Here is a 25,112-nt window from a genome sequence, read left to right as displayed (position 1 = left end):
AAATTGGCATAATTCTTGCAAATACATTAATTGAAAGAAAAAAATGTACAGAAGTGTTTTAGAGGAGGAATTATTTTGAGTAAGTTACTAATCGAGAATGACGTTTCTAGCTATCTCGAAGTTCATAAACAAGATATGTTGGATGATTTGATTGAATTTGTAAAAAAAGAATCACCTTCATACAATAAAGAATTAGTTGATGAGTGCGGTACATATTTAAGCCAGCTCTTTCAAAAGCGATTGGATGTAGGATACGAATTAATAGAAGAAAAAAAAGTGGGGAATCACCTGAAATTTACAATCGGAGAAGGTAAACCACAAATTTTGATTATAGGGCATTTTGATACAGTTTGGAAAGAAGGCAGACTTAGCCTTAGAAAGGAAGGAAATAAACTGTATGGTCCTGGTATTTTAGATATGAAAGGTGGTATTATCCAATCTTTATGGGCAATCAAAGCCATTCAAGAGCTAAATCTTCCGTTAAATAAAAAAATCGTTTTTCTTTGCAATTCAGATGAAGAAATTGGTTCAGGCGCTTCTAAGAAATACATTGAAGAAGAAGCACAAAAAAGTGATGCTGTATTAGTGGCTGAACCTGCTGTAGCTGGATCAGGAGCTTTAAAAACAGCTCGCAAAGGAACAGGATCTTTCGTTATAAAAATATGGGGACGGGCTGCCCATGCTGGTAATCATCATGAAGAAGGCATCAATGCTATTGAAGAACTAGCTCGGCAAGTGATTGTACTGCAAGAATTGACCAATTACGAAAAAGGAACAACTGTCAATGTAGGAACGTTTACTGGAGGAAGTGGGAGAAACGTGGTTCCCGAATACGCAGAAGCTCATGTTGACTTACGTGTCTCAACAGAAGAAGAAGCAAGACGAGTGACGAATATTATTTTAAATTTAAAACCAATTTTAAAAGGAATCAAATTAGAAGTAACCGGTGGCTTGAATCGACCACCAATGGTGAAATCTGAGCAAACAAGAGAACTGTTTGAATGTGCTCAATCTATTGCATCCGAACTTGGCATGAAATTAGAAGAAGCATCTGTTGGTGGAGGAAGTGATGGGAATTTTACAGCAGCTATTGGTGTTCCAACTCTTGACGGTTTAGGTTCGTGTGGAAAAGGAATTCATGCAGAATATGAACATATTCAAATTGATACACTCCCTGAACGGGCTTCTTTATTTGCTAATTTGTTATTGAGACTGTAGCTGATTAAAGCTTTAGCGCTAGTTAAACAGGTTGAAGAGAGATATAGGTGGATAAAGGCAAATTAGAGTTAATAAAAGTTGTGAGTTTAGCTGTAATTGCAATTAGTTCAGCAATAATAGCCTGGAGAATGGGTAAGGTTGTTAATTACTTGTATGACTTAGTTATGTTATCAGGAAATGGCTAATTCCTTTCTTTCCTGCTAGGCCTTTTCTTAATTAACTAACGGGGCAGAATAGTTGAATAAGGTATATAAAAAAGTGCACTAATTCAAGGAGGAATTGTGCACTTTTTTATTGCAAGTAAATTAAACAAACGGACGTTTAAATAATTCAAAAAAGAAAACGACATTAGAGCTGGCGGACACACAGATTACGGACTAAAAGGATAGTTTTTATTAAATCATCAGATTGATAGCTTTTAAAATAATAACAAAGATCCTTAAAGGGTCTCATGATTAGCTAATTTGACTAGTTAAGAAATTATTATCTTTTAAAGAGTTAGGAGTTAACGCCAAGTTGGCGAAGAATGTCATTTATGTCAACATGAGATCTTTGCTCAATAATTTTACCTTCAGAAACTCTCAAAAGTATCATCAGAGAAAATCTAACCTTATTTCCGGTTGCAGGAACACCGACAAATGGGATGCCGGTATGAGTGCCTTCGAATATAAAATAGGCTGCTACTAAATCATCTTCCGCAACCAAAGATATAATTGGCATTTTAAAGTCGGGAAAGGCATCGAAGTTTTTCTTTTCTGATTCTATAAGACCTTCCACACCAGGATATGGCGTATCAAGTTGCGGATAAAACACAAAGTCTTGATGGCAGAAATCTTTAAGTGCATCATAATTCTCTTCTTCAATCGTTTCAAAAAAACGGCGAACTAAGTCTTTATTTGCTTCACCTGACATATCATTGAACCACCTTAATTAAAATTTCTTAACCGTTTGTACCTTAAAATGAATAAGATTCTCCGTCATCAGGAACTGACACATTAGATGAGATTCCTTTTTCGTTAATAAAGCTTTTTAATTCTTCTCTAGATAGGCCCCAATGGTTTACAGCTTCCATGTGAACAGCAATGATTTTTGCATCAGGGGCAGCCTTGTACAATTCATATAAATCTTCTTTCCCCATGATAAGAGAACCACCCACAAGGAATTGATTATCTCCTGCATTAACCACAATGATTTCCGGTTTATGTGCATCAATGATTTCTTGAACTGCTTGATACCATACTGTATCACCAGTAAAGTATAGTGTTTTCTCTTTTGAGTGTTTGAAGACAACGCCACACACTTGACCAGCATGCTGTAAGATTTCGCCTCTACCATGCTCGCCTTTTGTTTTAATCAATTGAATCCCTTCAAAAACTGTATTCTCTTTTAAAACCTCCACATTTTTGAAACCAGCACTTCGAATTTCTGTCGCATCGTTATCATTTTGGGCAAAAATTTTAATTTCTTTTGGCAATGCTTCTTTAGCAGCATCATCCCAGTGATCAGGATGCAGATGAGTGACAATGACAGCATCAATATTAGATATAATATCGTCAATGGATGTCGGTAAGCTTACCAAAGGATTATTTTGGTCTTCTCTTGGTGCAGGGGGTAAACCAACACCAGTTCCAAAAGGCGGCATAGTCCCTTTTTCCCCTAACATTGGATCAATCAAAAACTTTTTACCTGCATATTCTACAACTGCTGTTGCATTACGAATGTGATCTATATTCATAATCATTAACTCCTTTTCTTTTTTTTGATTTAAAGCACTCTTTTAGTTTAAACTATGACTAACTACTGAATACATGGGGTAAACAAAGTCTTTTGGCGGTTTTACTTTATTAATGAAAGGATTATTAAAATGTTAGATAAGACGGATATGGATATCCTTGATGAACTATCCAAGAACAGTCGTATCACGATGAAAAAATTAGGTGAGAAAGTCCATTTGACTGGTCCAGCTACTTCAGCCAGAGTTGCGAAATTAGAGGATAGTGGAGTTATTGAGGGATATGGCATTAAAGTTAATCAAGTCAAATTGGGATTTTATATACATGCTTTTCTAACTATCATTACACAAAGCACTAACCATCAGCCATATTTATCATTCATCAAAACTCAGGAACAATACCTTGTACGTAACTATAAAATCAGTGGAGATGGCTGTTATCTTCTTGAATGTAAATTTCCATCGAATGAACTAATGAATAAACTTTTAGAAGGGTTAAACGAGCATGCAAACTATAAATTATCGATTGTTATCAATAAATAGTGTTATATGGGGAGTTTGTGAATAAATATACTTTAAACTAACTGGGTGCGTTAGCTGAAGATCAGAGCTGTCTTTAAGGCAGCTTTTTCTTATACGCAGTTTAGTTGCATAAAGGGAAAAAAGAATGCAATAGTTTTCATTTTACTTAAAAGCTGTAAGTTATTATAACTAAGCACTTTATATTACATAAATAAAAGACATGGCCGTAGGCTATTTTTCATATAATATTTTTGGGGTGGAAAAAATGGCAAGAGCAAGCTACCGAAGTTCAGACGTTGACTTAATGGCAAGGATGATGAGAGCAGAAGCCGAAGGAGAAGGACAACAAGGAATGTTATATGTTGGAAATGTAATTGTAAATCGTCTTGTAGCTAATTGTTTAGACTTTAAAGGTTTAAGAACAATTCCACAAGTCATTTATCATGTACAAGGAGGAAATTATTCTTTTGAAGCTGTTCAAAAAGGGAATGTATTTTATCAAAGAGCGAGAGGTATTGAAAGAAGATTAGCAGAACAGAATTTGAAGTACTGGAGACAGCATCCGGCTAGATATGCTCTTTGGTATTTTAATCCACATGCTCCATGCCCTCCAACATGGTATGATCAACCTCAAACTGGTCAATTTAAAGAACATTGTTTTTATGAACCAAAACCTGCAACATGTGATAGTGTTTATAGAGGTTAAGCTTACTCTTTGAGTAAGCTTTTTTTCATATTTAAAATATTTATACAATATAAAACTTTTAGTAATAGTTTTTATCTAAAAAAGTAAGATTGTGAATTATTGTACTTCAGCTAACGAGTGCGTTAGCTGATTAAGGAACACAAAAAAATGATCGATTTTTTAAAAAAGAATAATCCAATTGAAGAGAATAAGGGCATGTGTTGATTAATCTTTTTTCAAAACATGCCCTTTCAATTTATTCATTTATCAAGGTTGTTTGTATTAATTTGATCAAACTTCGTGGTGATCCCATGATCCATTCTTTTTTTTATTTTTGCTCTATATAAATTAATCGCTCCCAAAGCTACAGATATTCCGGCCAAATATAGGGCTTGTTGATAACTGTTCAATAGATTAACGACTAATCCGAATAAAGAGGGTGCTATGACAATGAATAATTGATTTAATGTCAATGCTGAACTCACCGTTAAACCTATAAAACGGGAATCCGATTGCTCTGTGATACAAGCAATAAAAATGGAATACCAACCAATGGCTACAAAGCCCAAAAGAAAACAAAATAATAGCATCAAGATTTCCATTTCAACAGTCATGATGAGCGGCAGCATCACTGTAAGAATTACGGTAACAGCCATCACAATAAGCAATAATCTTTCCCTTTGACCTTCAAAGAATTGATCACTCGCCCAGGCGATGACTACCCGTCCAACCATACCACCTATTAAAATGACGCTTAAATATTTTCCTGCCTCTGTTAATGGATAGCCCCCTTCATTGTGCAAATAACTCATAAAATGCGCAATGATAATCATCTGTAATGACATCATCACAACACCTACTATATACATCGGATATAACTCCTTATTATTTTTGATGACACTCATTTTCTCCTTGAACCCGACCGAGGTTGATCCCGTTTCACTCGTTCTTTCTGGTTCGTTATATAATAATAGGAAGAGCAGCCCTCCCATTATTGCTACGATCCCTTGTACTAAATGAACTGATGACAAATTGAAATGATAATATGTATAGGATAAAACTGCAGAGGCTAAAGATCCTCCAAGCGGTATTCCCGTCTGTCTTATCCCTAGAGCCAGCCCTCTATGTTCGTTTGGAAACCATTTTACGATGGCCGTGCTTCCACCGGTTTGAGCACTTCCGTACCATATACCGACCAACAATAATAAAAGCAGCAATACAATATAATCATTAACAAAAACCAGCGTTAAAGCTGAGAGCCCCAATAAAATGGTCCCCCACCCGATAATGTGTTTTTCCCCTTTTTTATCCATCAAGTAACCGAACGCCAGCATTGAAAACATCGGCCCAATATTGACCGCTGAAACAATGAAGCCTGTTTGAAGCGGTGTTAAATTCCATTCAATTTGATAAAATGCAGCGATGGGTCCCATGCCATATGTCACAAAAGTTGCTGCAGTTTGGGATAACGTGGCCACCAATACGATTAACCATTTATAATATGTATGCATTAATGCTCCCCCTATGTTTGATGTATCGTTCAATAAGAATTCGGTGGGATATATTCTTATTATTAGCTTCTAACATTATCTAGTCTCCCTTACTTATTAAGCTAACTAGAGTTTACTCTGCCCGCCCAGAAGCGTAAAATGGAGGAAAATGATAGGGTTCATAAATTTTTTTTATAGGGTGTGCAAACTATATGAACATCAAAGAAATAGCATTGAAAATTGAAATATTAAACCGTCAAAATTTAAGTAAGTCTGCAGAAATCACGAACTATACTCAATCCGCCCTTACGGCTAAAGTGAAAAAAATAGAGTCGGAAATTGGCAAACTTGTTTTTAATCGCACGCCTCAAGGATTGAAAATCACTAGTGTAGGATTACAGTATAAAAACTATCTTCAACTTATTGCCAAAGAGTACGAAGAATTTTTACAAAGCATTGGTGCCTTCCAAACTAGCTCTAAGGTGGATTTTGGCGCATCACATACAACCTTGAAAATCTATGGTGCCCACATCGCGAACACTTTGAATATGAACGACATTCAAATGGATGTGGATTTCGCTGTAGATTCCAGTAATGCCATAAACCAAAAAGTGCACAATTCCGAATTGGATTGTGCACTCATTAGTGAACCTATTAAGAAATATCCAGACTTAATTTATGACATCGTTGCAACTGAAACATTCGAAATCATTTCAAGTAAGGACCATATCATCAATTTTGATTGGAAAACACCTATTACATTGCTCGTATTGAGTATAGGTTGTATGTATACAAGAGCTGTGACCGAATGGCTTAAGAATAATCAAATACCATATAAATTAAAGGAAATAAAATCAATCAGCAGTATCCAAGATTTTTTGCAAATCAGCAATACCATTGCAGTATTGAATACTAAGCTTATAGACTTATATAACTATACAAACATTCACTACTACAATTTAAGCTTTAACAATGTCATAAATACCGTTTTCGTTTTTAAGATGAACGAAGGCGAACAGAACAATATCGTACAATTAAAAAATGTTCTGAAGACGATTGGTTAATTAAAAAGGGGTACCGTATAAAACAAAGAGTTAGATCGTATTGAATAGAAGAAGAGTATTTGGAAATAGGATTGCTACGATTAGAGGGGGTATGTAAAACAATTACAAGAAAAGCCAGTGAAGGTGACATTACTTTTCAAAAGATGATAGATGAAGGGCATCTTGAACATTACCAAAACGATATTAAATTCATTTGTGAACATGGAAAAGAGTGGACTTAATGGGGAGTTTTTGTTGTGCTAAAGGTTGCTAACTTCAATAAGCCAGGTTGTTTTCTTATGAAACTAAATGGGCAGTTTAGTTGAAAAAAGGAAATATTTTGAACTGTCGAGAAATAAAGACCGTAAAGTACAAAGGTGAATGAGGTGTTTTTAATAGATAAGATACCTGTTAAAACTATAAAGAAGATAGAAGAGGACATTGAAAAAAATGATTTAGGGAAAGCACGGGATAGACTACACGGGTTAATTTCAACCTTTCCTAATGAATTAGACCTCCGTAGAAAGTTGGGGGACATATATTTTGCATTAAAATACCCTTCAATGGCTGGTCGATACTGGTATTTAGAAAAGAATAAGTCACCAGAAATGGTAAAAGCGTGTATTCAATTCGAAAAATCTATGGGGAACGATCCTATCAGAATAGGAAGAGCTATAAAATTTAAAGGTGATAGTGAAGTTTTGAAAAGATTGCAATTAGATCAGGTAATTTCCCCTATACAAAATAAAGTTAAAGAAAATTTGCTGGAAGAACCTGAAGATCCATTCAAAGATAAGTTAGTTATTTTTGGTTGCTTCTCAATAATAATATTAACAATTATTTTTGCATTAATCGGAGTTTACGCACTCTTTAACTGGATTTTTTGATCCAGAATCTTGCCTAGTTATTTTTTCTTCTAGTTCTCGTTTTATCTCCAACTTTCTTCCTTTTTATTCTTAGGGGAAAAAGACGTTTTTTCGAATAAAGGAAATATCAATCTCATGAACTTCTTTTAAAAAGACATCAAGTTTCTTTCCTGCTAATAATAATACTCAAAGGTGAGTGAACATGAAAAATAGAATAAAAATACTCAGTGGAAACAGGGAAACTAGATTAATCGTTCAAGTTGCAGATACTCAAAGAAAAAGAGAAAAGGGCTTAATGTTTGTTGGGAAATTACCTGAAAATGAGGGGATGTTATTTGTGTTTTCAGAAAAAATATATAGTGGATTTTGGATGAAAAACACATTAATTCCTTTATCTATTGCTTTTCTTGATTCAGATGGGGAAATATTGAAAATACTTGATATGGAACCTTGTAAAGAGGATAAATGCCCTACCTATGATCCGGGACTTTCTTATCATTATGCAATTGAAGTGAATCTTGGATGGTTTGAAAAGAATCAAATCAAAGAAGGGGATTATGTAAAGTTTGATTGAATTCATCTCACCTAACTTCTAGTCCTTAAAGGTGAGGTGATTTTTTTATGGATATTTAGGTTAATGTCACTGAATAGATTGGTGAAGAAATGCACTTAAACAAACAGATGCGTTAGCTGAAGATCGGAGCTGCCTATAAGGAAGTTTATTCTTTATGCCGGCGTTTATAAAAAATGGTGCGATACTTTGCATTATTTATCGATTGACGTTTGTTTTATAAAAGTATATTATGAAGTTAACTTCACGTGAAATAAACTTCACATGAAGTTAACTTTACCCGAGGAGAATAAGTTGATTAGGAGAGGTAGTTTGAAAAATCTATTCATACAGCGTTTTTTAGTTTCAACCTTGATAATTATATTTGGAATCATTAGAATGATTCTCGATACATCAGTAAGCTTTAATTTTGGCTATATCTTTGTATTCCTAGGTGGAATACTTTTGTTGTACTCAACAATTTCTTACATTACATCCCGAAAGAATAAATCACTAGAAAAGGAATTATCAAAGGAATATGACGAAAGAGATGCTTTAATTGATGGAAAAGTTGCCCGCTTTTCTTTGCATATTGTGATATGCGAAATTTTAATTCTTATGTTTTTAACTAATTTTGTGGCAATCCCAACAAATACTGCATTATTTGTTTTCTTAGTATCTTTAATAATTAGTGAAATTGGGTCTAGAAAGTATTACAATCTTGTCCTTTAATTAGGAGGCTTTATGAAAAATAGAGTAAAAGAATTGCGAATAGAATATGGAATAACGCAACAAGAATTAGCTGATAAAGTAAGTGTATCTTCTAGGACGATCATCTCATTAGAAAAACAAAAGTATAATCCATCTGTACTACTTGCGTATAAAATAGCTTCAGTTTTTGATTTATCAATCGAAGAAACTTTTATTTTCGATGAGGATGACAAATAGTACATTTCACAAAGATGCACATATTAAACAAACAACGGAGGAATGTAGATGCTTTTTATATTATTTATTTTTGGGATAGTTTTAGTAGTTTGGGGTATTTATCGTATGAGAACAGATGATGGCTTATTTGGAAAAAATCGAAAAAACAAAAACATATTCAATTTACTGTTAATGGGAGAAGCTTCAGGATTAGGACAATTTTTGAGTGGAATTCTGTGTATTATAATAGGGATTGTAGTATTGATTGTGAACTAAAGGAATTTCAATTTTTTACTGAAATATTGTGAATGAAATCACTTAAACTATCATGGGCTTTAGTGGAATAAGGTTCAATAAAAGAAGTGAATCGATCACATTAAATAAGAGCATGTTTTGATTGATCTTTTTTCAAAACATGCTCTTTCTTTTTGTTCGTTATTTTAAAGCTACAGAAGCATGTAAATATATTCTACGAAAGACGGAATACGTAGTTTAACCATACTATAATTATTAAAGAATACTATTTTCAATATAAATAAAAAAGCAGTAACACCGTTATAAAGTGTTGGTATAATCGCATGTTTTGATTGATCTTTTTTCAAAGCTGCACATATGTTGGAAGTGCAATTTTTATTCGTAACGGGATTAATAATTTATTCTTATAACTTTATAGTAATTCAATAATTTACTATTTTTTGAAAAAATGATACAGTATTTTCTATATTTACAAATATTTTTATAAGGGAGGTTTTGTATGGAATAAGCCGGAACAATTAAAAGCTATTTCTTCTTTCTCATTCAATAGTCAAAAGAGAAAGTTTATTCTATTTATTGAAATATTGTGTGATTGCTATTAATCTTTCGTTCAGGGAGGGCAACCTATGAAAAAGTTTTTTGCTTTTCAAGTGTTAATTGCATTGTTTATTGGGGCACTTATCGGACATTTTTTTCCTGAACTTGGCCAATCCTTAAGACCGATTGGGGACGCTTTTATTCATCTCATTAAAATGATTGTTGTGCCTATTGTTTTCACTACTATTGTCATTGGTTCATCAGGCGACGGAAACATGAAAAAAATGGGTTCATTAGGACTTAAAACAATTATTTGGTTCGAATTTATTACCACCCTGATTCTAGGTATTGGTCTTTTACTTGTTAACATCTTAAAGCCTGGTGCTGGGCTTAATTTGTCCCATCTTGCCCAGAAAGATATCACACAATTAAATGAAAGCGTTACCAAAGTTGTCGATTTTAAAACGATGCTTGTTAACATCATTCCAAGCAACATTGTTGATGCGATGGCAAAAAGTGATTTATTAGCTGTTATATTCTTCGCTATTCTATTTGGTGTAGCTGCTGGAGCAATTGGCAAAAAGTCAGAGCCGGCAATGAAGTTTATGGAATCAGTTGCAAATATCATGTTTAAACTGACACAAATGGTCATGGTAACAGCACCGATTGGTGTACTCTCGCTCATGGCAGCCTCTGTTGGACAGTATGGTATCGCTCTTTTAATCCCTATGGCAAAGTTGATAGGGGTTGTGTATCTAGGGCTTGCTATTGTTATTTTCGGACTGTTTCCAATAATTGCTTGGTTCTTGAAAATTTCTTACTTTAAAGTGTTTCGAATGGTATGGGATTTGTTCCTCATCGCATTTTCCACGACAAGTACGGAAACCATTCTGCCTCAGTTAATGGATCGAATGGAAGCATACGGTTGTTCGAAACGTGTTGTTTCGTTCGTTATTCCTTCTGGGCTATCACTGAATTGTGATGGTTCGACATTGTACCTTTCTGTTTGCTCTATTTTCTTAGCACAAGCATATGGCATCCCGATGGATTTTGGCCAACAATTGATTGTAATGGGGGTTCTTGTTGCAACCTCAAAAGGAATTGCTGCTGTTCCATCCGGTTCGCTGGTTGTCCTTTTAGCCACCGCCTCAGCGGTAGGGCTTCCTGCAGAAGGCGTCGCAATTATAGCAGGCATTGACCGTGTGCTGGATATGGCACGTACCGCTTGTAATACGCCTGGACATGTTCTCGCTTGTATTGTGGTTTCGAAGTGGGAAAAAGAGTTCCGTCAGGAGGGATGGAATAAAGTTCAAACCGAACAGTCAAGCATTCAGGCATAAGATTAAAATAAAGGAGCATATATGTTTTGTTGTTCCCCGTCAAATGTTGAGGTGATGGTCTTCGGACCTCACCCTTTTTCAATGTGAATCCTCATCCTTTTAACATTTGGGCAAATAAAACCATTTCTAAAAAAGCATTCAATACTCCTTAAACAAAAGGCATTCCCTTTACGTGCTTTGCTCGATCGGAACATGGCTTGAATTTATGGTTATGGGTCTGAAGGAATTGGCTGAAGCTGGACAAGTTAGCTATAAAGGCTAAATCATAAGTGCAATCCAGAATTGAGTCAATGCTCTCCAAATAAACTGGAGGGCTTTTTTTCTTAGTCAACCATTATTGGTCTTGTTTATTGATACGCCGGGTATGTTTTTTTTTTGGACAGTTTATATTGACAATTACCTTATACTTAGTAATATTTCTTTATTATTACATTTATATGCTTGTTAATTCTTTAATTTTGTTACTTATAAATATTCATTATTAATTTCACATACTTTGTTGCTATTTACCAGGTAGTGAGTAGTGGTTGATTTCCCCTCCAGATGCTCGCCCGTAAACGCCTGTGGGGTCTCACCTGTCCCGCTGCTCCCGCAGGAGTCTCGCACTTCCGCTCCAATCAACCTTAAATAGTTTCGTTTTAAAAACAACAATCTTTACGAAAAGAGCCTTTTATTATGACTAACTTTATGTACATATTTTGCCCTATTTCCAGCAATTGGAGGTGTGGTTTCAGTGATGATTGGTGAATCAGATCCATCCATTTACTTGGCTGCTGGCTGTCTTTTCAGTTGTTTAGGTGCTGCCATTGCAAAGAAGAAAATTCGATTAACAAATAAGGGTTTCCGCCGTAATTCGATTCAGAGAGGGATGGGACAATGGAAAGTAAATGGCCAAAAGAAATGAGAGTAGCGCAAATCCGCGTTGCACGTCCTACTGATCAACTCAAGAAGGTAGTAGACTTCTATTGTGAAGGATTAGGTTTGAAAAAAATCGGTTCTTTTGAAGGGCACGAGGGATATGACGGCATCATGATTGGGCTGCCTGATTCCAGCTATCATTTAGAGTTCACTCAGCATAAAGATGGCAGTCCTTGTCCGGCCCCATCACAAGATAATCTGCTCGTCTTTTATATTCCTGAACGTAAAACCATTGAGGAAATCACGAATAGATTGAAAGGTATGGGGTATGAACCGGTTTCTCCGGAAAATCCATATTGGGAAAAATCAGGTGTTACCATTGAAGATCCGGATGGCTGGAGAATTGTATTGATGAATTCGCCAGGAATAGGAAATTAAATTTTACACGGTAAAGGACCGAAAAGCACCATGCTTTTCGGTCGTTTCGGGTTTATGAGGACATCGTGATCCCGCCATTGATGTGAATGCACTGTCCTGTTATATAAGCACCTTCATCAGATGCCAGCAGTACATAGGCGCGCATGATCTGCCGGCTGTCCAGGGCGGCCAAGCGGTGCCCTGCCGAACTCGGCAACGGATTGTTCGTCGAACGTCGCCGGGATTAGCGGAGTCCAAATCGGGCCTGGTGCCACCATATTGACGCGGATCCCTTTTTTAGCCACATTCTGTGCAAGGCTGCGTGTGAATCCGACGATTGCCCCTTTTGTCGCTGTATAATCCATCAAAGTTGCATGTCCTCTGTACGGATTGATCGATGTTGCCCACCGCTTCTATGAAGAGAAATTAGGCGCTCCTCATTTAGAAAAACGCCGTGAGTGGAAATAGCGATGGAAAAGAGCTGAGTAATCAGCTTTTTTTACATTGATTCATTTAACATAAATTCACGAGTAAATCGGTGAAATTCACGAGTAAACGCATGAAACTCACGAGTAAATTGCTGAAACTCACGAGTAAAGGCGTGAAACTCACGAGTAAACTGCTGAAATTCACGAGTAAATTGCTGATTCACGAGTAAAAGCGTGAAATTCACGAGTAAATTGCCGAAACTCACGAGTAAACGCATGAAATTTACGAGTAAATTGCCGAAATTCACGTCTCAATCATTTATATTCAAGTTTGAATCTCGGGTTGCTGCAGAGCCTTTTTATATATGGAACATAATTAATGAAAATTACGGCAGGATGAAAAGTGAGGATTCGAAGGTGTTGGAAACTAGTTTGTTTTTATAATGTGAATCGTTTTTTGGTTTGTTTCAATACAATTGGCTGTTTAAGGGATTGAAGAAGGGAGCTGGCGGGTCTTAATTCATTCTTTCGCTGAAAAGCCTTATTTTAAATTTTTGTAATGATTTATTTAGCCTTGGACATACTTAATTAAGATATATAAAAGAACCATTTATCTAAAGGAGGAACCCGTATGTCTAACGAAAATATTCAAAATAAAATGGAAAATATTTGGCAGGATACATGTGGATCATGGGAAAACTGTACGGAAACTACAATTCAGTCATTCTTGGCAAAATCCGAAGAAAGCAATATAGACCCGCAATATTGCATGAGCTGGGTGGAACAACATAAAACCCAAATACCTGAGTGGCCTGCCGTTTCAAAAGTGTCGCTGGACTGGGTAAATCAACATACCTCTACTGGATCACCCATTTCAATGAAGGACCAGGATCTTTAGAATGGTGGAAGGTTTTTAGCAGATTTGGGCTTTTAAATATTACGAACTCTAATAGAGGTGAAAATAGTTGTCGAATAATGAGAAACAAGACGGTAAATCAAATCGTCGGCAAGGTTCAGAGTATAACAGAGAGCATTCGAACAATGATCCAGATTACATGGTTCATGCTTGGGACGTAACGAATGTTGAAGATTCATTTGTACAATCAGCCATCCAAGAAGAATTCAATAATCCAGTAATCCAAGAATCCATCTTGAAATTCAATAAAATAGCAAATGAAGAAGAAAAGGAATCTTGATTTTAACGCCCCATAGGGCGTTTTTTTTGAAGCAGGAAGTGAAAAGAATTTTTAAGTCATGCCAAGAATCCTAGCTCGATATGGAGAAAATTCATATTAGCCTTTCCGCTAAATAAATTAACAGAAAAAGATTGTGAGGGGTATCCTCACAACCGCAGTAGTTTTACATCTGAAAATTCAGAGGCGAGGCCACGAAATCCTGGATGAAAACTGTCTTTTTTATGTTATGTTCTGATCTAGCTCCAAAGGTAAAAAAGCATATTCTCCGTCCTTAATGATCTCACATTTACGAACTGGAATAGGATGTTTAAAAATGGGCCCGTCTATTACCGTGGTATGGAACTCTCCGCCTTCTCCGCAAGGGTCAATACCACGAGCTTCAAGCTCCTTCACGTATTCATGGGTTAACGTTCGCCCTAAATCGTCCTCTCGCATTCCAAGTGATAAATTAACAGTTACAATGTTCGTTACAAATCCTAGATTTATGAACTCTTCGACAGCTTCACGATGGTTCATCTCCCATAAAGGCATCCCAAGCTTTAATCCAGCATTCTTCGTAACCTTGTCGTGCCAACAGCCATGAGCAGGCATATCCAAGTCTCCAGTTACTAACACTTCTGCCCCTTGATTTTTAGCTTTTTCTAAAAGGCGCATAAATACTTTTTCATAATCTGTCCAACTTGCAGCTGCAGTATAAACGGGCAAACCTATTGATTTAGCTTGGGCACGAATGAGTTCCGGAGGCATTCCATGGGATCTGGAACGTTTCCCTTCTTCCTCCATCATGACGATCAGCCCAACAGCTTCTCCAACCTTCACTGCTTTATATAGGGCTAAGACGCTATCCTTTCCACCGCTAAAAGAAGCTATAAATTTATGCCCGCGAGCACTATTCTTCCAATCGATTAATTCTGCCATTCATATCTTTCCCCTTTATTCTAATGACTTTTTCACAATGCCTGTTAGTAGCCAATTTCATATTTTATATATAAGGTTTCATAGCTCTGTTTGTTTGATTTTATCACTATCGGACCTTACAGATGAGACATTATTGCATCGTGATGCAAAAAAAACTGAAATTCCAATGATGAATAAAAGCGAAGTTTTTACGGGATCATGACATGTTCCATTTGTATAACGAAGATAGAGTAATAAAAGCCGATAATCTGTAATCGCTTCAACACTATAAACATATCTTTCGCCTTGTTGCCATAAGAATTTAGAAGAAGAATGATATACAAATAAAGGGAAAAGGCGTCTTGATATCGTATAAAGCATATTATAATTCTTTTTTTTATTAACTAAGTAAAATCATCATTAATGGGAGTGAAGATAATGGAAGCATCGGTAGAGCGGATTTTTTCTAATGCATTGGTGGAATTGGCCGGGCATTTTTTTCTAGTGAGTACAGAGAGTTCAGTAAAACTTGGCGATGCAGAGAACTACGTATTTGAGGTTCACAGGGATGGAACACCATACATCTTAAGAATGACACACCAATCACATCGTTCAAAAGGCCAAGTGCTTGCTGAGTTAAAGTGGATAGAGTACTTACAGAATAATGGAAGTGAAATACCGAAAGTTATCCCTTCGACTGAAAATAACTTAGTTGAAATTGTAAAGGGTCTGGATGGCACAGATTTTTATTGTTGTTTATTTGAAAAAGCCCCTGGCGTAAGGGTGAAAGTCACCGATGAAAATTTCGACGGTCATTTATTTTTTGAATGGGGAAGAACAATAGGCCACCTGCATAAAAAAACAAAAAGTTACAAGCCTGAAACAGAATATAAAAGGCTCGATTGGCATGAAGAAGAATTATTGAATGCGGAGCACTATCAATCTGATGTTCCAGAGCAAGTGATGCACCAGCAAGAATTAATCATGAATAAATTAAATGCACTTCCAATTCATCAAGATAATTTTGGATTGATTCATTCTGATATCCATAACGGCAATTTCCATTTCCATGTAGGCAAGATTCATGTTTTTGACTTTGATGACTGTTCCTATCACTGGTTAGCGAGCGACTTGGCCATACCTCTGTATTATCTTATGTGGAGTTTAGAACGTGAAGGTGTAAAAGAACTCGATGGATATGCTGCCAAATTCATGGGGGATTTTATAAAAGGTTATGAGACGGAAAATATACTCGCACCTGTAGATTACGATACGATCCCGCTATTTTTAAAATTAAGGGATCTAACGTTATATAATTTTTTTCATAAAAAGTACGATTTGAAGAATGCGGATGATCAATTATATAAAACCGTTCAGAAAATCGAACAAAGAATCATGGAAAGCCGTCCTATTGTTCACTTCAATTCGAACCTGATTTATTGAAAGATTGATGTATCTGAACATTAAAGAGGGTACTGACAAGGAGGCTTTAACTGAATATGAAGTTCAATGCACTAGTACCTGAACTATCAGTATCGAATATAAGGGAATCGAAAAAATTTTACCTTGAAATTTTGGGATTTCATTTAGAATATGATCGTTTTGATGATAAATTTGCCTTTCTTTCTTTGGGAGAATCGCAAATTATGCTGGAAGAAATAAATGGAAGTTGGGATACAGGAGTATTAAAATTTCCATTGGGAAGAGGGATTAATTTTCAAATTGATATTGAAGATGTTGAAAAATTGGCGGCTGCTTTAAAAAGGCATGGAATAAAATTATTTAGAGAAATGATGGAAAACCATTATGAAAGCGATAATGAGGTGTTTGTAAAAAAAGAGATTTTAGTTCAAGATCCAGATGGTTATTTACTAAGGTTTTCACAGTCAATGAATCCAAGTGGGGGCAGTCTTTATAAGGGGGATTGGCATGTCAGAAACGAAAAATAATAGTCTTACATATATGATTCGGACTGGTGAATTAAAAGATGCGGAAGCAATTTTGGATGTACAGTATTCCGTAATTTCCGAAGGTGAGTACTTTATTGCGTTGTCAGACGAGTTTAATAAAACACCAGAACAACAAAGGGATTGGATACGAAGGTTATTGGAAAATGAACGAGAAACCATCATCGTGGCCGAAATAAATGGTGAAGTGATTGGATGGATAGGATTTCAATCGGAAAATAGGAGGAGAATGTCTCACAAGGGCTCATTTGGGATCATGATTAGAGAAAAATTCAGAGGAATGGGTATTGGAAAAAAACTAGTTAAAGCATTATTGGAATGGGCAGAAGCCAATCCGTTCATTGAAAAGGTGAGTTTAGGAGTTTTTTCAACAAATCATCGGGCAATATCACTTTATAAAAGTATGGGGTTTGTTGAAGAAGGCCGTAAAATTAAGGAATTTAAGATGAACGAAAGTGATTACGTCGATGATATTATCATGTACAAGTTGGTTTGAACAGACTGAAAGAGCATGAATTGATCCATACATGCTCTTTCGGTTTTGTTATGTATCTATTTTTATATTAAAACGATGTTTCCGTCATGCATCATTTAATTATTTTAACCTTCACTTGCTTTCTTCCCCACGTTAAAGCATCCGCTTCTTTTGGGATGAATACATCGATTCTGTTTCCTTTGATCGCGCCGCCCGTGTCTGCAGCGATTGCTTGTCCATAGCCTTCGACTTCAACGATGGAGCCTAGCGGAATCACGTTCGGATCGACTGCTATCAGTTTGGCATCATCATATTTTTGTAAATCGACGCCCATTCTTGTGGTGCCTGAACATCCTTCGCAGCTCGCTGTATATGCAGTACTTGTTACCGTCAGTTCTTTAACGGCCGAGCTTGCTAAACTGGCTCTTTCTTCTAATTTACTGAAAGTCCGTGCACCGGCTATACCGTCAGCGGATAATCCCTTTTGCTTTTGAAAGTTCATGACTGCTTGTTTTGTACCTGTACCATAAATTCCATCGATCGTTGATGTGTAAACATCCGAGGCTTTCAATAGCCTCTGCAGTTCAGCTACAGGTCTTCCGATATCCCCGCTTTTCAGTACCTGGATTTTCTGATTCGTTTTTGTTCCTGCTATTCCATCGGCTTTCAGCCCTGATTTTTCCTGAAACTTCTTTATGGATTCTTTTGTAATCGGTCCGTAGTAACCTGTTGCTTCATAATAGGGAAAAACCCCTTTTGTCAGTAATAATTCTTGTAGTTCCTTTACATCACCATTACTCATTCCTGATGAGAGTGTGCGATCCAAAGCAGCGGCTTCGCCTTTAGTTGGCATGCAAACTCCTAGAATGAATACAGAAGCCGTTAGGATCGTTATTATAATTTTCTTCATGTTTATCCTCCTCGTTGTTTCCTGCAATTAAACCATTCGTTAAACGATCACTCTTTTAGGCGCAGATAAGGAAAAACACCGCGAAGGCACTAAGGAATTGTTAAAACATGTTAGTGAAAGAAAAGAAATGAGGCGGAGAACGGGTTACCATATCCTTAGTAATTAGCGGATTCTGGATTCTATTAAAAAGAATCAGGAAAAGAATTGAGTGTACTAAATCCAGGCAACATCGTTGAGGGATAGATTTTTTCAATAATCCGCTCCTTCAAGTCAGGTCTTTTCATTTACGGACTTTAAGCAAAGATATGGCGTTCTGTTTTATAAGAAAAATTTTAAAGGTTTCTTCCAATAAAAACGATATGTACTCAAGAAATCACGAGGAGTTGAGGGTTTCCGCTTCCAAATGAAGACAGCTTTAATGAAAAAACGTTATATTTTAAGTGAAGTTTAATTTGGGAGTTTTGTTCATGTAATTTGTTGCTAGTCCTTTCTTTTATGGCAATTAGTGTTATCTTGAGGGAGCGCAGTCAGATACTAGTAAGGTATCCTGGAAGAATGTTGTTGGAATTTAGAGGAAAAGCAATGATGGAGTTTTTCATGGATAGCTTTCCGCGGTTACTAGCTATATGAGTACGAAAAATAACTGCCTGTTTTTTGTTCATAGAAGGGTTAGAAAGTTTAGACAAAGTGGTTTTTGACTCGATGGAAGGATATCACATCAAATCGGGATATTCAAAAAAAATGACCATATTCTGTAAAATTGTTAACCGAGGAGTGAGTTACTGGTTTGGGAAGCAATATTGGGGTAAAGGAATTGCTACAGGGCTCAATTTTTTGACGAAAGTAAATGTTCGTCCTCTTTATGCCCGGGCAGTCAAGGATAATTTATGATCTATCCTGGTGCCGGAAGAATGCGGATTTGAAAGATTTGGTGAGGACAAAGGGGATTCCCATATGGGTTGAAGAATTCATTTTGAAAACTTGAATCCTAAAACCCAGTTAAGATAAGACTAAAACAATATCGTTATGAGGAACGGGTGACATCGAATGTGGTTTAAGATTTTTTCCTTCATTTTCATTTTATGTGGTCTTTTTGTAATGTGGTTCGCCGTTTTTGGTGACAAGAAAGTGGTCAAAGAATTCGGCTCTGGAATACCAACGAATTTCATCGATTTTATTTTAATGATGGTTTATAGACTTTTCCCTTCTTTTATTAGAAGAATCTTTCTTTTTGCAGTGGGTCTGGCCATTTCCATCGGCTTTACCTATACGTTGCTTTATTTATAATTAACATGAATTTTCCTTTAATATAAAAAAACCTGTAACTTTATTCATTCGGAAACGTAATAAAAAGAAACGATACATAGCTATTTCGATGAAAAAAGTCATTGCAGTGATATTGATAATGAGAATTATGAGGGCGGGTAGCTGACGCCGGCTGAAGACTTTAGTGTGAGTTCGATGTTATTGCGCAATAAGGATAGGGAAGGGAAGCGGCATACGGAAACCAACATTGGGTATTTTGAAAATGGGTATGTCGGAGAGGCTGCCATAACCTTGTAGTCCATCGGTAAGAACGGTGAAATTCAAATCTATTGATTGCAGCTGATTCAAGGGATGCTTTTATCCAAATGGAAGAATATCAGTATAGTAACAATATGCATAATATGGTAATATTGGATTTGTGTGATTTTGGAAAATATAAAAAAAGGAAGGTATTATATGTCTGAAACGGTTCTTAAGGTTCAATCCTTAACTAAAAAAATTGGAAAAGCGACCATTGTAGACAATGTCAGCTTTGAAATAAAAAGTAATGAAATTTTTGGTTTGCTTGGTCCGAATGGGGCCGGTAAGACCACTATCATCCGTATGATCACTGGTCTTATCAACCGTACGGGCGGTACTGTCATGATCAATGGCAGTGACCTCGATAAAGATTTCGAAGGTGCGATGAATCAATTGGGGGCCATTGTTGAAAACCCGGAGTTTTATAAGTACATGACGGGCAGGAAGAATATCCTGCATTATGCCCGAATGTCATCCAATGACATATCCAACGAGCGAATAGAAGAGGTCATAAAGCTTGTCAAACTGGATCATGCCATCGATAAGAAGGTTAAAACCTATTCATTAGGAATGCGTCAGCGCCTTGGCGTGGCACAGGCCATTTTACATAAACCGTCGTTATTGATTTTTGATGAACCGACGAATGGCTTGGATCCACAAGGGATTCGTGAGTTTCGTGATTATTTGAAAGTACTGGCAAGTGAAGGCGTCGGGATATTGATTTCATCACATTTACTATCGGAAATGCAATTGATGTGTGATAGTTTTGCCGTTATCGAAAAAGGAAAGCTGATACATACGAAAGAACATATTGTAGATGAAAAAACCGAAACGGTAAATGAAGTTTCATTCACTGTCAGTGATGGGGAGCTAGCTAAAAAAATCCTTCAAGAACAGTTTGTGGATATTACGATTCTAAAATATGATGCGAAGACAATCTCCGTATCGGCTACTCGAGAACAAACGGCTGATATAAACAGGAGTTTTAATGGAAATGAACTGGATGTCTATGAAATTGGCATTACTAGAAAATCACTGGAAGATAAATTCTTTGAAATCACTGAGCAGGAAATGAGGGAGTCTGTATGATATCCTTAGTAAAAAATGAATGGATGAAAATCTTTTCAAAAGTATCAACATATATATTCATCGCTTTTCTTTTATTGGCAGCATTAGGGGCGGCAGTCATCGATTATAAATTAAGTGCCGGCGAATCGGGTAAGGATTGGAAGCAAGAGTTAAAGGCAGATATCCAAGAACAGCAAAAGGCACTGGAAGCTACTGATATCAGTGACGATGAAAAAGCCGAAATCATGGCTGACATTGATCTAAATAAGCAACTTTTAGCTGATAATATAAACCCTGACTTAAACACGAATTGGACATATATGGCGGAATGGACTACAACATTAACGTCATTTGTCACTTTATTCGTCGTTATTGTTTGCAGCTCGCTAGTTTCCTCGGAGTTTTCGGATGGTACCATTAAACAACTGTTGATCAGGCCTTATAAACGTTGGAAGATTCTACTTTCCAAATATATTACTTCCCTGTTATTTGCGGCGTTATTACTTGCGAGCCTGCTTATATTCAGTTATCTAATCGGGATCATATTCTTTGGAAATGGTTCGTATTCAGACAAAATAATGGATCCTGCATCTTTCGGTGAATTCAGTCCGGTGGTAGTCGGAGAATATTTCGTGGACATGATCGTTTACTGGATACCAGGATTCTTGGTCATCACGACCATCGCTTTCATGTTAAGCACATTATTTAAAAACCAAGCACTTGCAGTAGGTATATCCATTTTCATCCTATTTGCCTCTTCGACATTAAATATGGTCATTCAATCATTCATCGGTAAATACGAGTGGTTAAAATTCGTCTTATTCCCCCACCTTGATTTAAGGGGCTATATTTCCGGAACCATGGAAATGTTTGATGGAGCCACACTAGGATTCTCGATGGGTGTACTTGGCATCTACTATCTTATCTTTTTAGCGCTAACTTTCTTCTTCTTCCAGAAAAAAGATATCACTAATTAAATAGAGGGAACGACCGAAATCAGTGGCTGATTTCGGTTTTTCTTATTGAAGCCGCCGAGAGAAAAATGAAATTTTTCTATTTGTAATAATGGGATAAAATCCCCTTCAAGATAAAGGTTGCTGCGGCAGCCTTTTTATCATGGGCAAAAAAACGCAGGTAATTTTTGAAACTACTTTATTTACTAGACTTTCTTTCAATGAATCATCAATTTAGTAATAGAATGAAACTTTTATCCAATTTTATCCGTATAAGATAGTATAAGGATATTTTGGCCAAGGGGTGCAAAATGAATAAAAAAAAGGTTCTGTTAATTGGATTTATAGGATTCATTTTATTTCTAATAGGTATTTACATATCACAATGGACGGTTTTTGGCGTTGCGATCAGGATAGGCGGAGGATACATAATGGGGATCAGCTCCTTCCTGTTTGCTAGTTAGTAGCTCCATTTGAGTTTTACAGCAGGGACGATCAATGAAAATGAACAATTCGTCCTGCGCGCCAACAATTCGTCCTATTCAAGTCAGGTTAATGTTTAATAAGGAAATCGGTATAGCCAATATTTTCATTTCCGATATGGATGGAGTAGATTTTAGAGATGGGAAAAATGCATGATAAACGTAAGTTAGTAATCGTACTTATTATTATTGGAACAACATTAGGTTTCTATGTGTACTCGGCATTCTCTGAGAAATTGACAAAATCAACGGACTTGTCTGATGAGTCTATCGGGGGATATAAAGTCTGGGATAACATATCGAGTCCAGAATTTATTAGAGAATATGGAGAACCCATCGATCAAGACAATAACAATGCATATGATTATTATTATTGGAAAGGCGGGTTAAAAACGGCCACTATCAATTCGGACGAGGATAAAGGGAAAATAATGCGGTTAATCATTTCAAGTGCGGATGACGATCTATTTGAAAGTTCCCTTCAAACAGGCAAAGGTATTAAATTAGGAAGTAAGAAAGCGGACGTTCTTTCGAAGTATGGGGATCATTATTATAAAAGTTATGAACAGGGAGCGGATATTATCGGCTACATTGACCATAAACGGAATATTACTTTAGAATTTTGGTGTGTTCAAGGTGGAAGGGTCGCAGAAATACGATTGGATGATTCAGATGTTATTTAATGCTTTTTTTTACCGGGAAGGAATGATTAGAATCTTATCGTTATCTAATCTATTATTTTCAAATACTTTTCCTACTTTGAAATCTATTGAAAATAAAAAAGGGAGCCAATCCAAAAGAGAGAGTTATAAAAAGGTCCCATTTTTTTTGAACTGCACCTCCAATTTAATAGATGGTGGAAATATAGGTTAATCAAAGGGGAGTAAAGGGGAAGGAATTTAAATTAATTTGAAACCTATTTCCATTTTATCCGTATATTATGTCATCGTGGCGAGGAGGAATATCAAATGTACGGTGTTGGATTTTCACAGGTGCGCCGGTATTTATAGGAATTATTTTTGTTATCATTTTTATAATGATCATAGTTAATATATTCTCTGGTCTTAGTCAATGGGAGAAGAACGAGAAATCTCCTCATTTATCTGTTCCTGCAATGGTGAAAGTCAAACGAACAAATACTATTAGGAATGGTCATTCATACGGTCACAATAACAATCTCCATTCGCAAAGCTCCTCTACGACTTATTATATTACATTTGAACTTGAGAATGGCGATCGATCAGAATTCCATATTTCAGGAAAGAATTTTGGTGTTCTTGCAGAAGGGGGTGTCGGCACTTTAACCTTTCAAGGAACAAGATATATTGATTTTACTAGGAAGAATTGTTAATAAATTAGTTACTTAAAATGAATCTAGGATAAATTAGGAGATGAAGGATCATGAGCGAAAAGGGTTGTATGAAATGCGGAAGCAATGATGCTGCCAAGAAGGACGTAGCAATGACTGGAACAGGATTGTCAAAAATGTTCGATGTCCAGAATAATCAATTTACGGTTGTGTATTGCAAGAATTGCGGTTATTCGGAGTTTTATAATAAGCAATCAACTGTAGGCAGTAATCTGCTGGATCTATTCCTGGGGTGATAAGCTGCAAAACAAGAATCCCCTTTTTCATGAAAAGGGGATTCTTGTTTTTTCTTCATTTATGCATGAAGTTCTTTCAGCCCATTACCGGTTGGATTACTTTTTAGTATAAGCTATATGTAAAATAATGTGTGATTTCATAAGGAGAAATTAAATGAATAAAATAGCACTTCTTCAACTGTCTTTAGCCATGACGATCTTTGGATCTGTCGGTTTCTTTTCAGGACTATCAGGACTTCCTGCATTGGAACTGGTTTTTGTTCGCTGCATTTGTGCTGCCATATTCTTATGTGCAGCATGGATGATTACAGGACATTTCAAGAACGAAATATGGAATGGTAGAGAGATAATGCTCATCATTTTCTGCGCGGTGGCCAACTTGTTAAACTGGATATTCCTCTTTAAATCTTTCGAACTGATATCGGTGACAATTGCCATTTCGCTTTATCATTTAGCGCCGATCATTGTACTCATTATCGGGAGCTTCATCTTCAGGGAGAAAATGAGTTTATTTTCCATCCTGGCCATTTCACTTTGCTTCATTGGCACATTATTCATTATGGGAACAGATGGATTTCGATCATCAACCCCTGAATGGGAAGGGATTATTTATGGGGTCATTGCTGCATTTTTCTATGCGGCAACCATGCTTTTAGGAAAGAGCATTTCAAAGACAAGTGTATACGCGACCACTTTTCTGCAAATGTTCATTGGATTTCTATTACTGATTCCTTTTGTCGATTTTTCAGTCTACACAACGCTAAAATCTTCCGAATGGTTTTATACTATACTTACCGGCATCATCCATACAGGTGTCGTGTATCTTCTGTTTTTTAATAGTATCCGCCATTTACCTACAAATGTAGTATCTTTCATGATTTTTGTCGATCCGGCAGTGGCCATCCTTTTAGATATTCTGTTTTCAGGATTTCAACCGGACAGGATTCAAATCTTGGGTATTTCATTGATATTTATTGGGGTGGTCTATTCACTTAAGACGACAAAACCGACTGAAAAGGATGTCATGCAAAAAAGGCCGCACACAATGTGAGGCTGCTGAAAAACTCACGTTTTTCTAACTAGTACGGTAAATCAAATTAAAAAAAGACGATTCTCATTCGGTAC

At 36.3% G+C, this 25,112-nt stretch carries 32 protein-coding genes and 3 pseudogenes; 28 read left to right on the top strand and 7 right to left on the bottom strand.

All coding sequences use genetic code 11. The features are described 5' to 3' along the window. Nucleotides 1-135: 135 nt before the first annotated feature. A complete protein-coding gene (locus SB775_RS21695) occupies nt 136-1,218 on the top strand; it encodes a M20 family metallopeptidase (protein ID WP_410863266.1) in 1,083 nt (360 codons plus the stop codon). Nucleotides 1,219-1,265: 47 nt separating this feature from the next. Further along, a complete protein-coding gene (locus SB775_RS21690) occupies nt 1,266-1,403 on the top strand; it encodes a hypothetical protein (protein WP_157830938.1) in 138 nt (45 codons plus the stop codon). A gap of 313 nt (nt 1,404-1,716) precedes the next feature. Here SB775_RS21690 and SB775_RS21685 read toward each other — a convergent pair whose 3' ends face one another. Both SB775_RS21685 and SB775_RS21680 read right to left on the bottom strand, forming a co-directional pair. Then, nucleotides 1,717-2,130, bottom strand: a complete 414-nt coding sequence (locus SB775_RS21685; protein ID WP_410863234.1) for an ester cyclase — start codon at nt 2,128-2,130, stop codon at nt 1,717-1,719. A 43-nt stretch (nt 2,131-2,173) separates the two neighbouring features. Further along, nucleotides 2,174-2,953, bottom strand: coding sequence for an MBL fold metallo-hydrolase (locus SB775_RS21680; RefSeq protein WP_089364372.1), 780 nt, complete (start codon nt 2,951-2,953; stop codon nt 2,174-2,176). 129 nt (nt 2,954-3,082) lie between these two features. On the opposite strand from SB775_RS21680, the gene SB775_RS21675 reads away from it, so the two are divergent. Both SB775_RS21675 and SB775_RS21670 read left to right on the top strand, forming a co-directional pair. After that, nucleotides 3,083-3,493, top strand: a complete 411-nt coding sequence (locus tag SB775_RS21675) for an Lrp/AsnC family transcriptional regulator (RefSeq protein WP_061464993.1) — start codon at nt 3,083-3,085, stop codon at nt 3,491-3,493. A gap of 244 nt (nt 3,494-3,737) precedes the next feature. Continuing rightward, a complete protein-coding gene (locus tag SB775_RS21670; protein WP_061464990.1) occupies nt 3,738-4,178 on the top strand; it encodes a cell wall hydrolase in 441 nt (146 codons plus the stop codon). 239 nt (nt 4,179-4,417) lie between these two features. On the opposite strand, the gene SB775_RS21665 is transcribed toward SB775_RS21670, so the two are convergent. After that, on the bottom strand, nt 4,418-5,668 hold the full coding sequence (locus tag SB775_RS21665; protein ID WP_410863232.1) for an MFS transporter: 1,251 nt from the start codon (nt 5,666-5,668) through the stop codon (nt 4,418-4,420). Between the two features lie 191 nt (nt 5,669-5,859). On the opposite strand from SB775_RS21665, the gene SB775_RS21660 reads away from it, so the two are divergent. From SB775_RS21660 to SB775_RS21615, 10 genes and pseudogenes are all read left to right on the top strand, one after another. After that, complete coding sequence (locus SB775_RS21660) at nt 5,860-6,711, top strand: LysR family transcriptional regulator (RefSeq protein ID WP_410863231.1); 852 nt, start codon at nt 5,860-5,862, stop codon at nt 6,709-6,711. Nucleotides 6,712-6,755: 44 nt separating this feature from the next. Continuing rightward, nucleotides 6,756-6,932, top strand: a pseudogene (locus SB775_RS21655) (aminoglycoside phosphotransferase); the annotation flags it as partial. A gap of 144 nt (nt 6,933-7,076) precedes the next feature. Next, nucleotides 7,077-7,577: a DUF6584 family protein gene (locus SB775_RS21650; protein ID WP_410863230.1), complete on the top strand. Its 501-nt coding sequence runs from the start codon at nt 7,077-7,079 to the stop codon at nt 7,575-7,577. Between the two features lie 181 nt (nt 7,578-7,758). Beyond that, the gene (locus SB775_RS21645; protein WP_410863229.1) at nt 7,759-8,130 is read left to right on the top strand and encodes a DUF192 domain-containing protein; all 372 of its coding nucleotides are present in this window, start codon (nt 7,759-7,761) and stop codon (nt 8,128-8,130) included. Between the two features lie 309 nt (nt 8,131-8,439). Next, nucleotides 8,440-8,838: a hypothetical protein gene (locus SB775_RS21640; protein WP_061464980.1), complete on the top strand. Its 399-nt coding sequence runs from the start codon at nt 8,440-8,442 to the stop codon at nt 8,836-8,838. Nucleotides 8,839-8,850: 12 nt separating this feature from the next. Further along, a complete protein-coding gene (locus SB775_RS21635) occupies nt 8,851-9,054 on the top strand; it encodes a helix-turn-helix transcriptional regulator (protein WP_061464978.1) in 204 nt (67 codons plus the stop codon). A gap of 48 nt (nt 9,055-9,102) precedes the next feature. Further along, nucleotides 9,103-9,309 carry a hypothetical protein gene (locus SB775_RS21630; RefSeq protein WP_410863227.1) on the top strand — a complete coding sequence of 69 codons (207 nt, stop codon included), beginning with the start codon at nt 9,103-9,105 and terminating at the stop codon, nt 9,307-9,309. A 605-nt stretch (nt 9,310-9,914) separates the two neighbouring features. Then, nucleotides 9,915-11,165, top strand: coding sequence for a dicarboxylate/amino acid:cation symporter (locus tag SB775_RS21625; protein WP_089364379.1), 1,251 nt, complete (start codon nt 9,915-9,917; stop codon nt 11,163-11,165). Nucleotides 11,166-11,865: 700 nt separating this feature from the next. Continuing rightward, nucleotides 11,866-12,069, top strand: a pseudogene (locus SB775_RS21620) (hypothetical protein); the annotation flags it as partial. After that, the gene (locus SB775_RS21615; protein ID WP_089364382.1) at nt 12,042-12,461 is read left to right on the top strand and encodes a VOC family protein; all 420 of its coding nucleotides are present in this window, start codon (nt 12,042-12,044) and stop codon (nt 12,459-12,461) included. The pseudogene SB775_RS21620 and the gene SB775_RS21615, both read left to right, overlap by 28 nt. Before the next feature lie 52 nt (nt 12,462-12,513). Here SB775_RS21615 and SB775_RS21610 read toward each other — a convergent pair. Then, nucleotides 12,514-12,841, bottom strand: a pseudogene (locus tag SB775_RS21610) (SDR family oxidoreductase); the annotation flags it as partial. Nucleotides 12,842-12,939: 98 nt separating this feature from the next. Beyond that, nucleotides 12,940-13,176: a hypothetical protein gene (locus SB775_RS21605; protein WP_410863225.1), complete on the bottom strand. Its 237-nt coding sequence runs from the start codon at nt 13,174-13,176 to the stop codon at nt 12,940-12,942. 323 nt (nt 13,177-13,499) lie between these two features. Here SB775_RS21605 and SB775_RS21600 point away from each other — a divergent pair, with 323 nt between their 5' ends. Further along, nucleotides 13,500-13,766 (top strand): hypothetical protein, encoded by a 267-nt coding sequence (locus SB775_RS21600; RefSeq protein WP_061464967.1) that lies wholly within the window; start codon nt 13,500-13,502, stop codon nt 13,764-13,766. A gap of 67 nt (nt 13,767-13,833) precedes the next feature. Then, complete coding sequence (locus SB775_RS21595) at nt 13,834-14,064, top strand: hypothetical protein (protein WP_410863223.1); 231 nt, start codon at nt 13,834-13,836, stop codon at nt 14,062-14,064. Between the two features lie 219 nt (nt 14,065-14,283). Here SB775_RS21595 and SB775_RS21590 read toward each other — a convergent pair whose 3' ends face one another. After that, complete coding sequence (locus tag SB775_RS21590) at nt 14,284-14,982, bottom strand: Dph6-related ATP pyrophosphatase (protein ID WP_410863221.1); 699 nt, start codon at nt 14,980-14,982, stop codon at nt 14,284-14,286. 417 nt (nt 14,983-15,399) lie between these two features. On the opposite strand from SB775_RS21590, the gene SB775_RS21585 reads away from it, so the two are divergent. Genes SB775_RS21585 through SB775_RS21575 form a run of 3 tightly spaced genes read left to right on the top strand, consistent with a single transcriptional unit; the run spans nt 15,400 to nt 17,424 of the window. Continuing rightward, a complete protein-coding gene (locus SB775_RS21585; RefSeq protein WP_410863219.1) occupies nt 15,400-16,404 on the top strand; it encodes a phosphotransferase enzyme family protein in 1,005 nt (334 codons plus the stop codon). 56 nt (nt 16,405-16,460) lie between these two features. Next, nucleotides 16,461-16,910, top strand: a complete 450-nt coding sequence (locus SB775_RS21580) for a bleomycin resistance protein (RefSeq protein ID WP_410863217.1) — start codon at nt 16,461-16,463, stop codon at nt 16,908-16,910. Beyond that, entirely contained in the window at nt 16,891-17,424 is a 534-nt protein-coding gene (locus tag SB775_RS21575; protein ID WP_410863215.1) for a GNAT family N-acetyltransferase, read from the top strand. The genes SB775_RS21580 and SB775_RS21575 overlap by 20 nt, the downstream gene beginning before the upstream one ends. A 91-nt stretch (nt 17,425-17,515) precedes the next feature. Here the strand turns inward: SB775_RS21575 and SB775_RS21570 are convergent, their stop codons facing one another. Next, the gene (locus tag SB775_RS21570) at nt 17,516-18,313 is read right to left on the bottom strand and encodes a peptidoglycan-binding protein (protein WP_410863213.1); all 798 of its coding nucleotides are present in this window, start codon (nt 18,311-18,313) and stop codon (nt 17,516-17,518) included. Between the two features lie 1,047 nt (nt 18,314-19,360). Between SB775_RS21570 and SB775_RS21565 the strand changes: the two genes are divergently transcribed. From SB775_RS21565 to SB775_RS21525, 9 genes are all read left to right on the top strand, one after another. After that, nucleotides 19,361-19,600, top strand: a complete 240-nt coding sequence (locus SB775_RS21565) for a hypothetical protein (protein ID WP_089364391.1) — start codon at nt 19,361-19,363, stop codon at nt 19,598-19,600. A gap of 435 nt (nt 19,601-20,035) precedes the next feature. After that, on the top strand, nt 20,036-20,968 hold the full coding sequence (locus SB775_RS21560; protein WP_410863211.1) for an ABC transporter ATP-binding protein: 933 nt from the start codon (nt 20,036-20,038) through the stop codon (nt 20,966-20,968). Further along, nucleotides 20,965-21,924 (top strand): ABC transporter permease, encoded by a 960-nt coding sequence (locus tag SB775_RS21555; protein ID WP_410863209.1) that lies wholly within the window; start codon nt 20,965-20,967, stop codon nt 21,922-21,924. Before SB775_RS21560 ends, SB775_RS21555 begins: the two co-directional genes overlap by 4 nt. Before the next feature lie 287 nt (nt 21,925-22,211). Then, nucleotides 22,212-22,364 (top strand): hypothetical protein, encoded by a 153-nt coding sequence (locus SB775_RS21550; protein ID WP_410863208.1) that lies wholly within the window; start codon nt 22,212-22,214, stop codon nt 22,362-22,364. A gap of 34 nt (nt 22,365-22,398) precedes the next feature. Further along, entirely contained in the window at nt 22,399-22,539 is a 141-nt protein-coding gene (locus SB775_RS21545; RefSeq protein WP_410863206.1) for a hypothetical protein, read from the top strand. Further along, the gene (locus SB775_RS21540; RefSeq protein ID WP_284469668.1) at nt 22,523-23,065 is read left to right on the top strand and encodes a hypothetical protein; all 543 of its coding nucleotides are present in this window, start codon (nt 22,523-22,525) and stop codon (nt 23,063-23,065) included. Before SB775_RS21545 ends, SB775_RS21540 begins: the two co-directional genes overlap by 17 nt. 257 nt (nt 23,066-23,322) lie before the next feature. Then, nucleotides 23,323-23,733, top strand: coding sequence for a DUF2500 domain-containing protein (locus tag SB775_RS21535; protein ID WP_410863205.1), 411 nt, complete (start codon nt 23,323-23,325; stop codon nt 23,731-23,733). Nucleotides 23,734-23,783: 50 nt separating this feature from the next. Beyond that, nucleotides 23,784-23,987 (top strand): zinc ribbon domain-containing protein, encoded by a 204-nt coding sequence (locus SB775_RS21530; protein WP_410863203.1) that lies wholly within the window; start codon nt 23,784-23,786, stop codon nt 23,985-23,987. 154 nt (nt 23,988-24,141) lie between these two features. Then, nucleotides 24,142-25,038, top strand: a complete 897-nt coding sequence (locus SB775_RS21525) for a DMT family transporter (RefSeq protein WP_410863202.1) — start codon at nt 24,142-24,144, stop codon at nt 25,036-25,038. Nucleotides 25,039-25,112: the final 74 nt, after the last annotated feature.

Source organism: Peribacillus sp. SIMBA_075, from assembly GCF_046534585.1.
The sequence above is the reverse complement of the archived record's forward strand: the minus strand, read 5'-3'. Positions and strand labels throughout refer to the sequence as shown.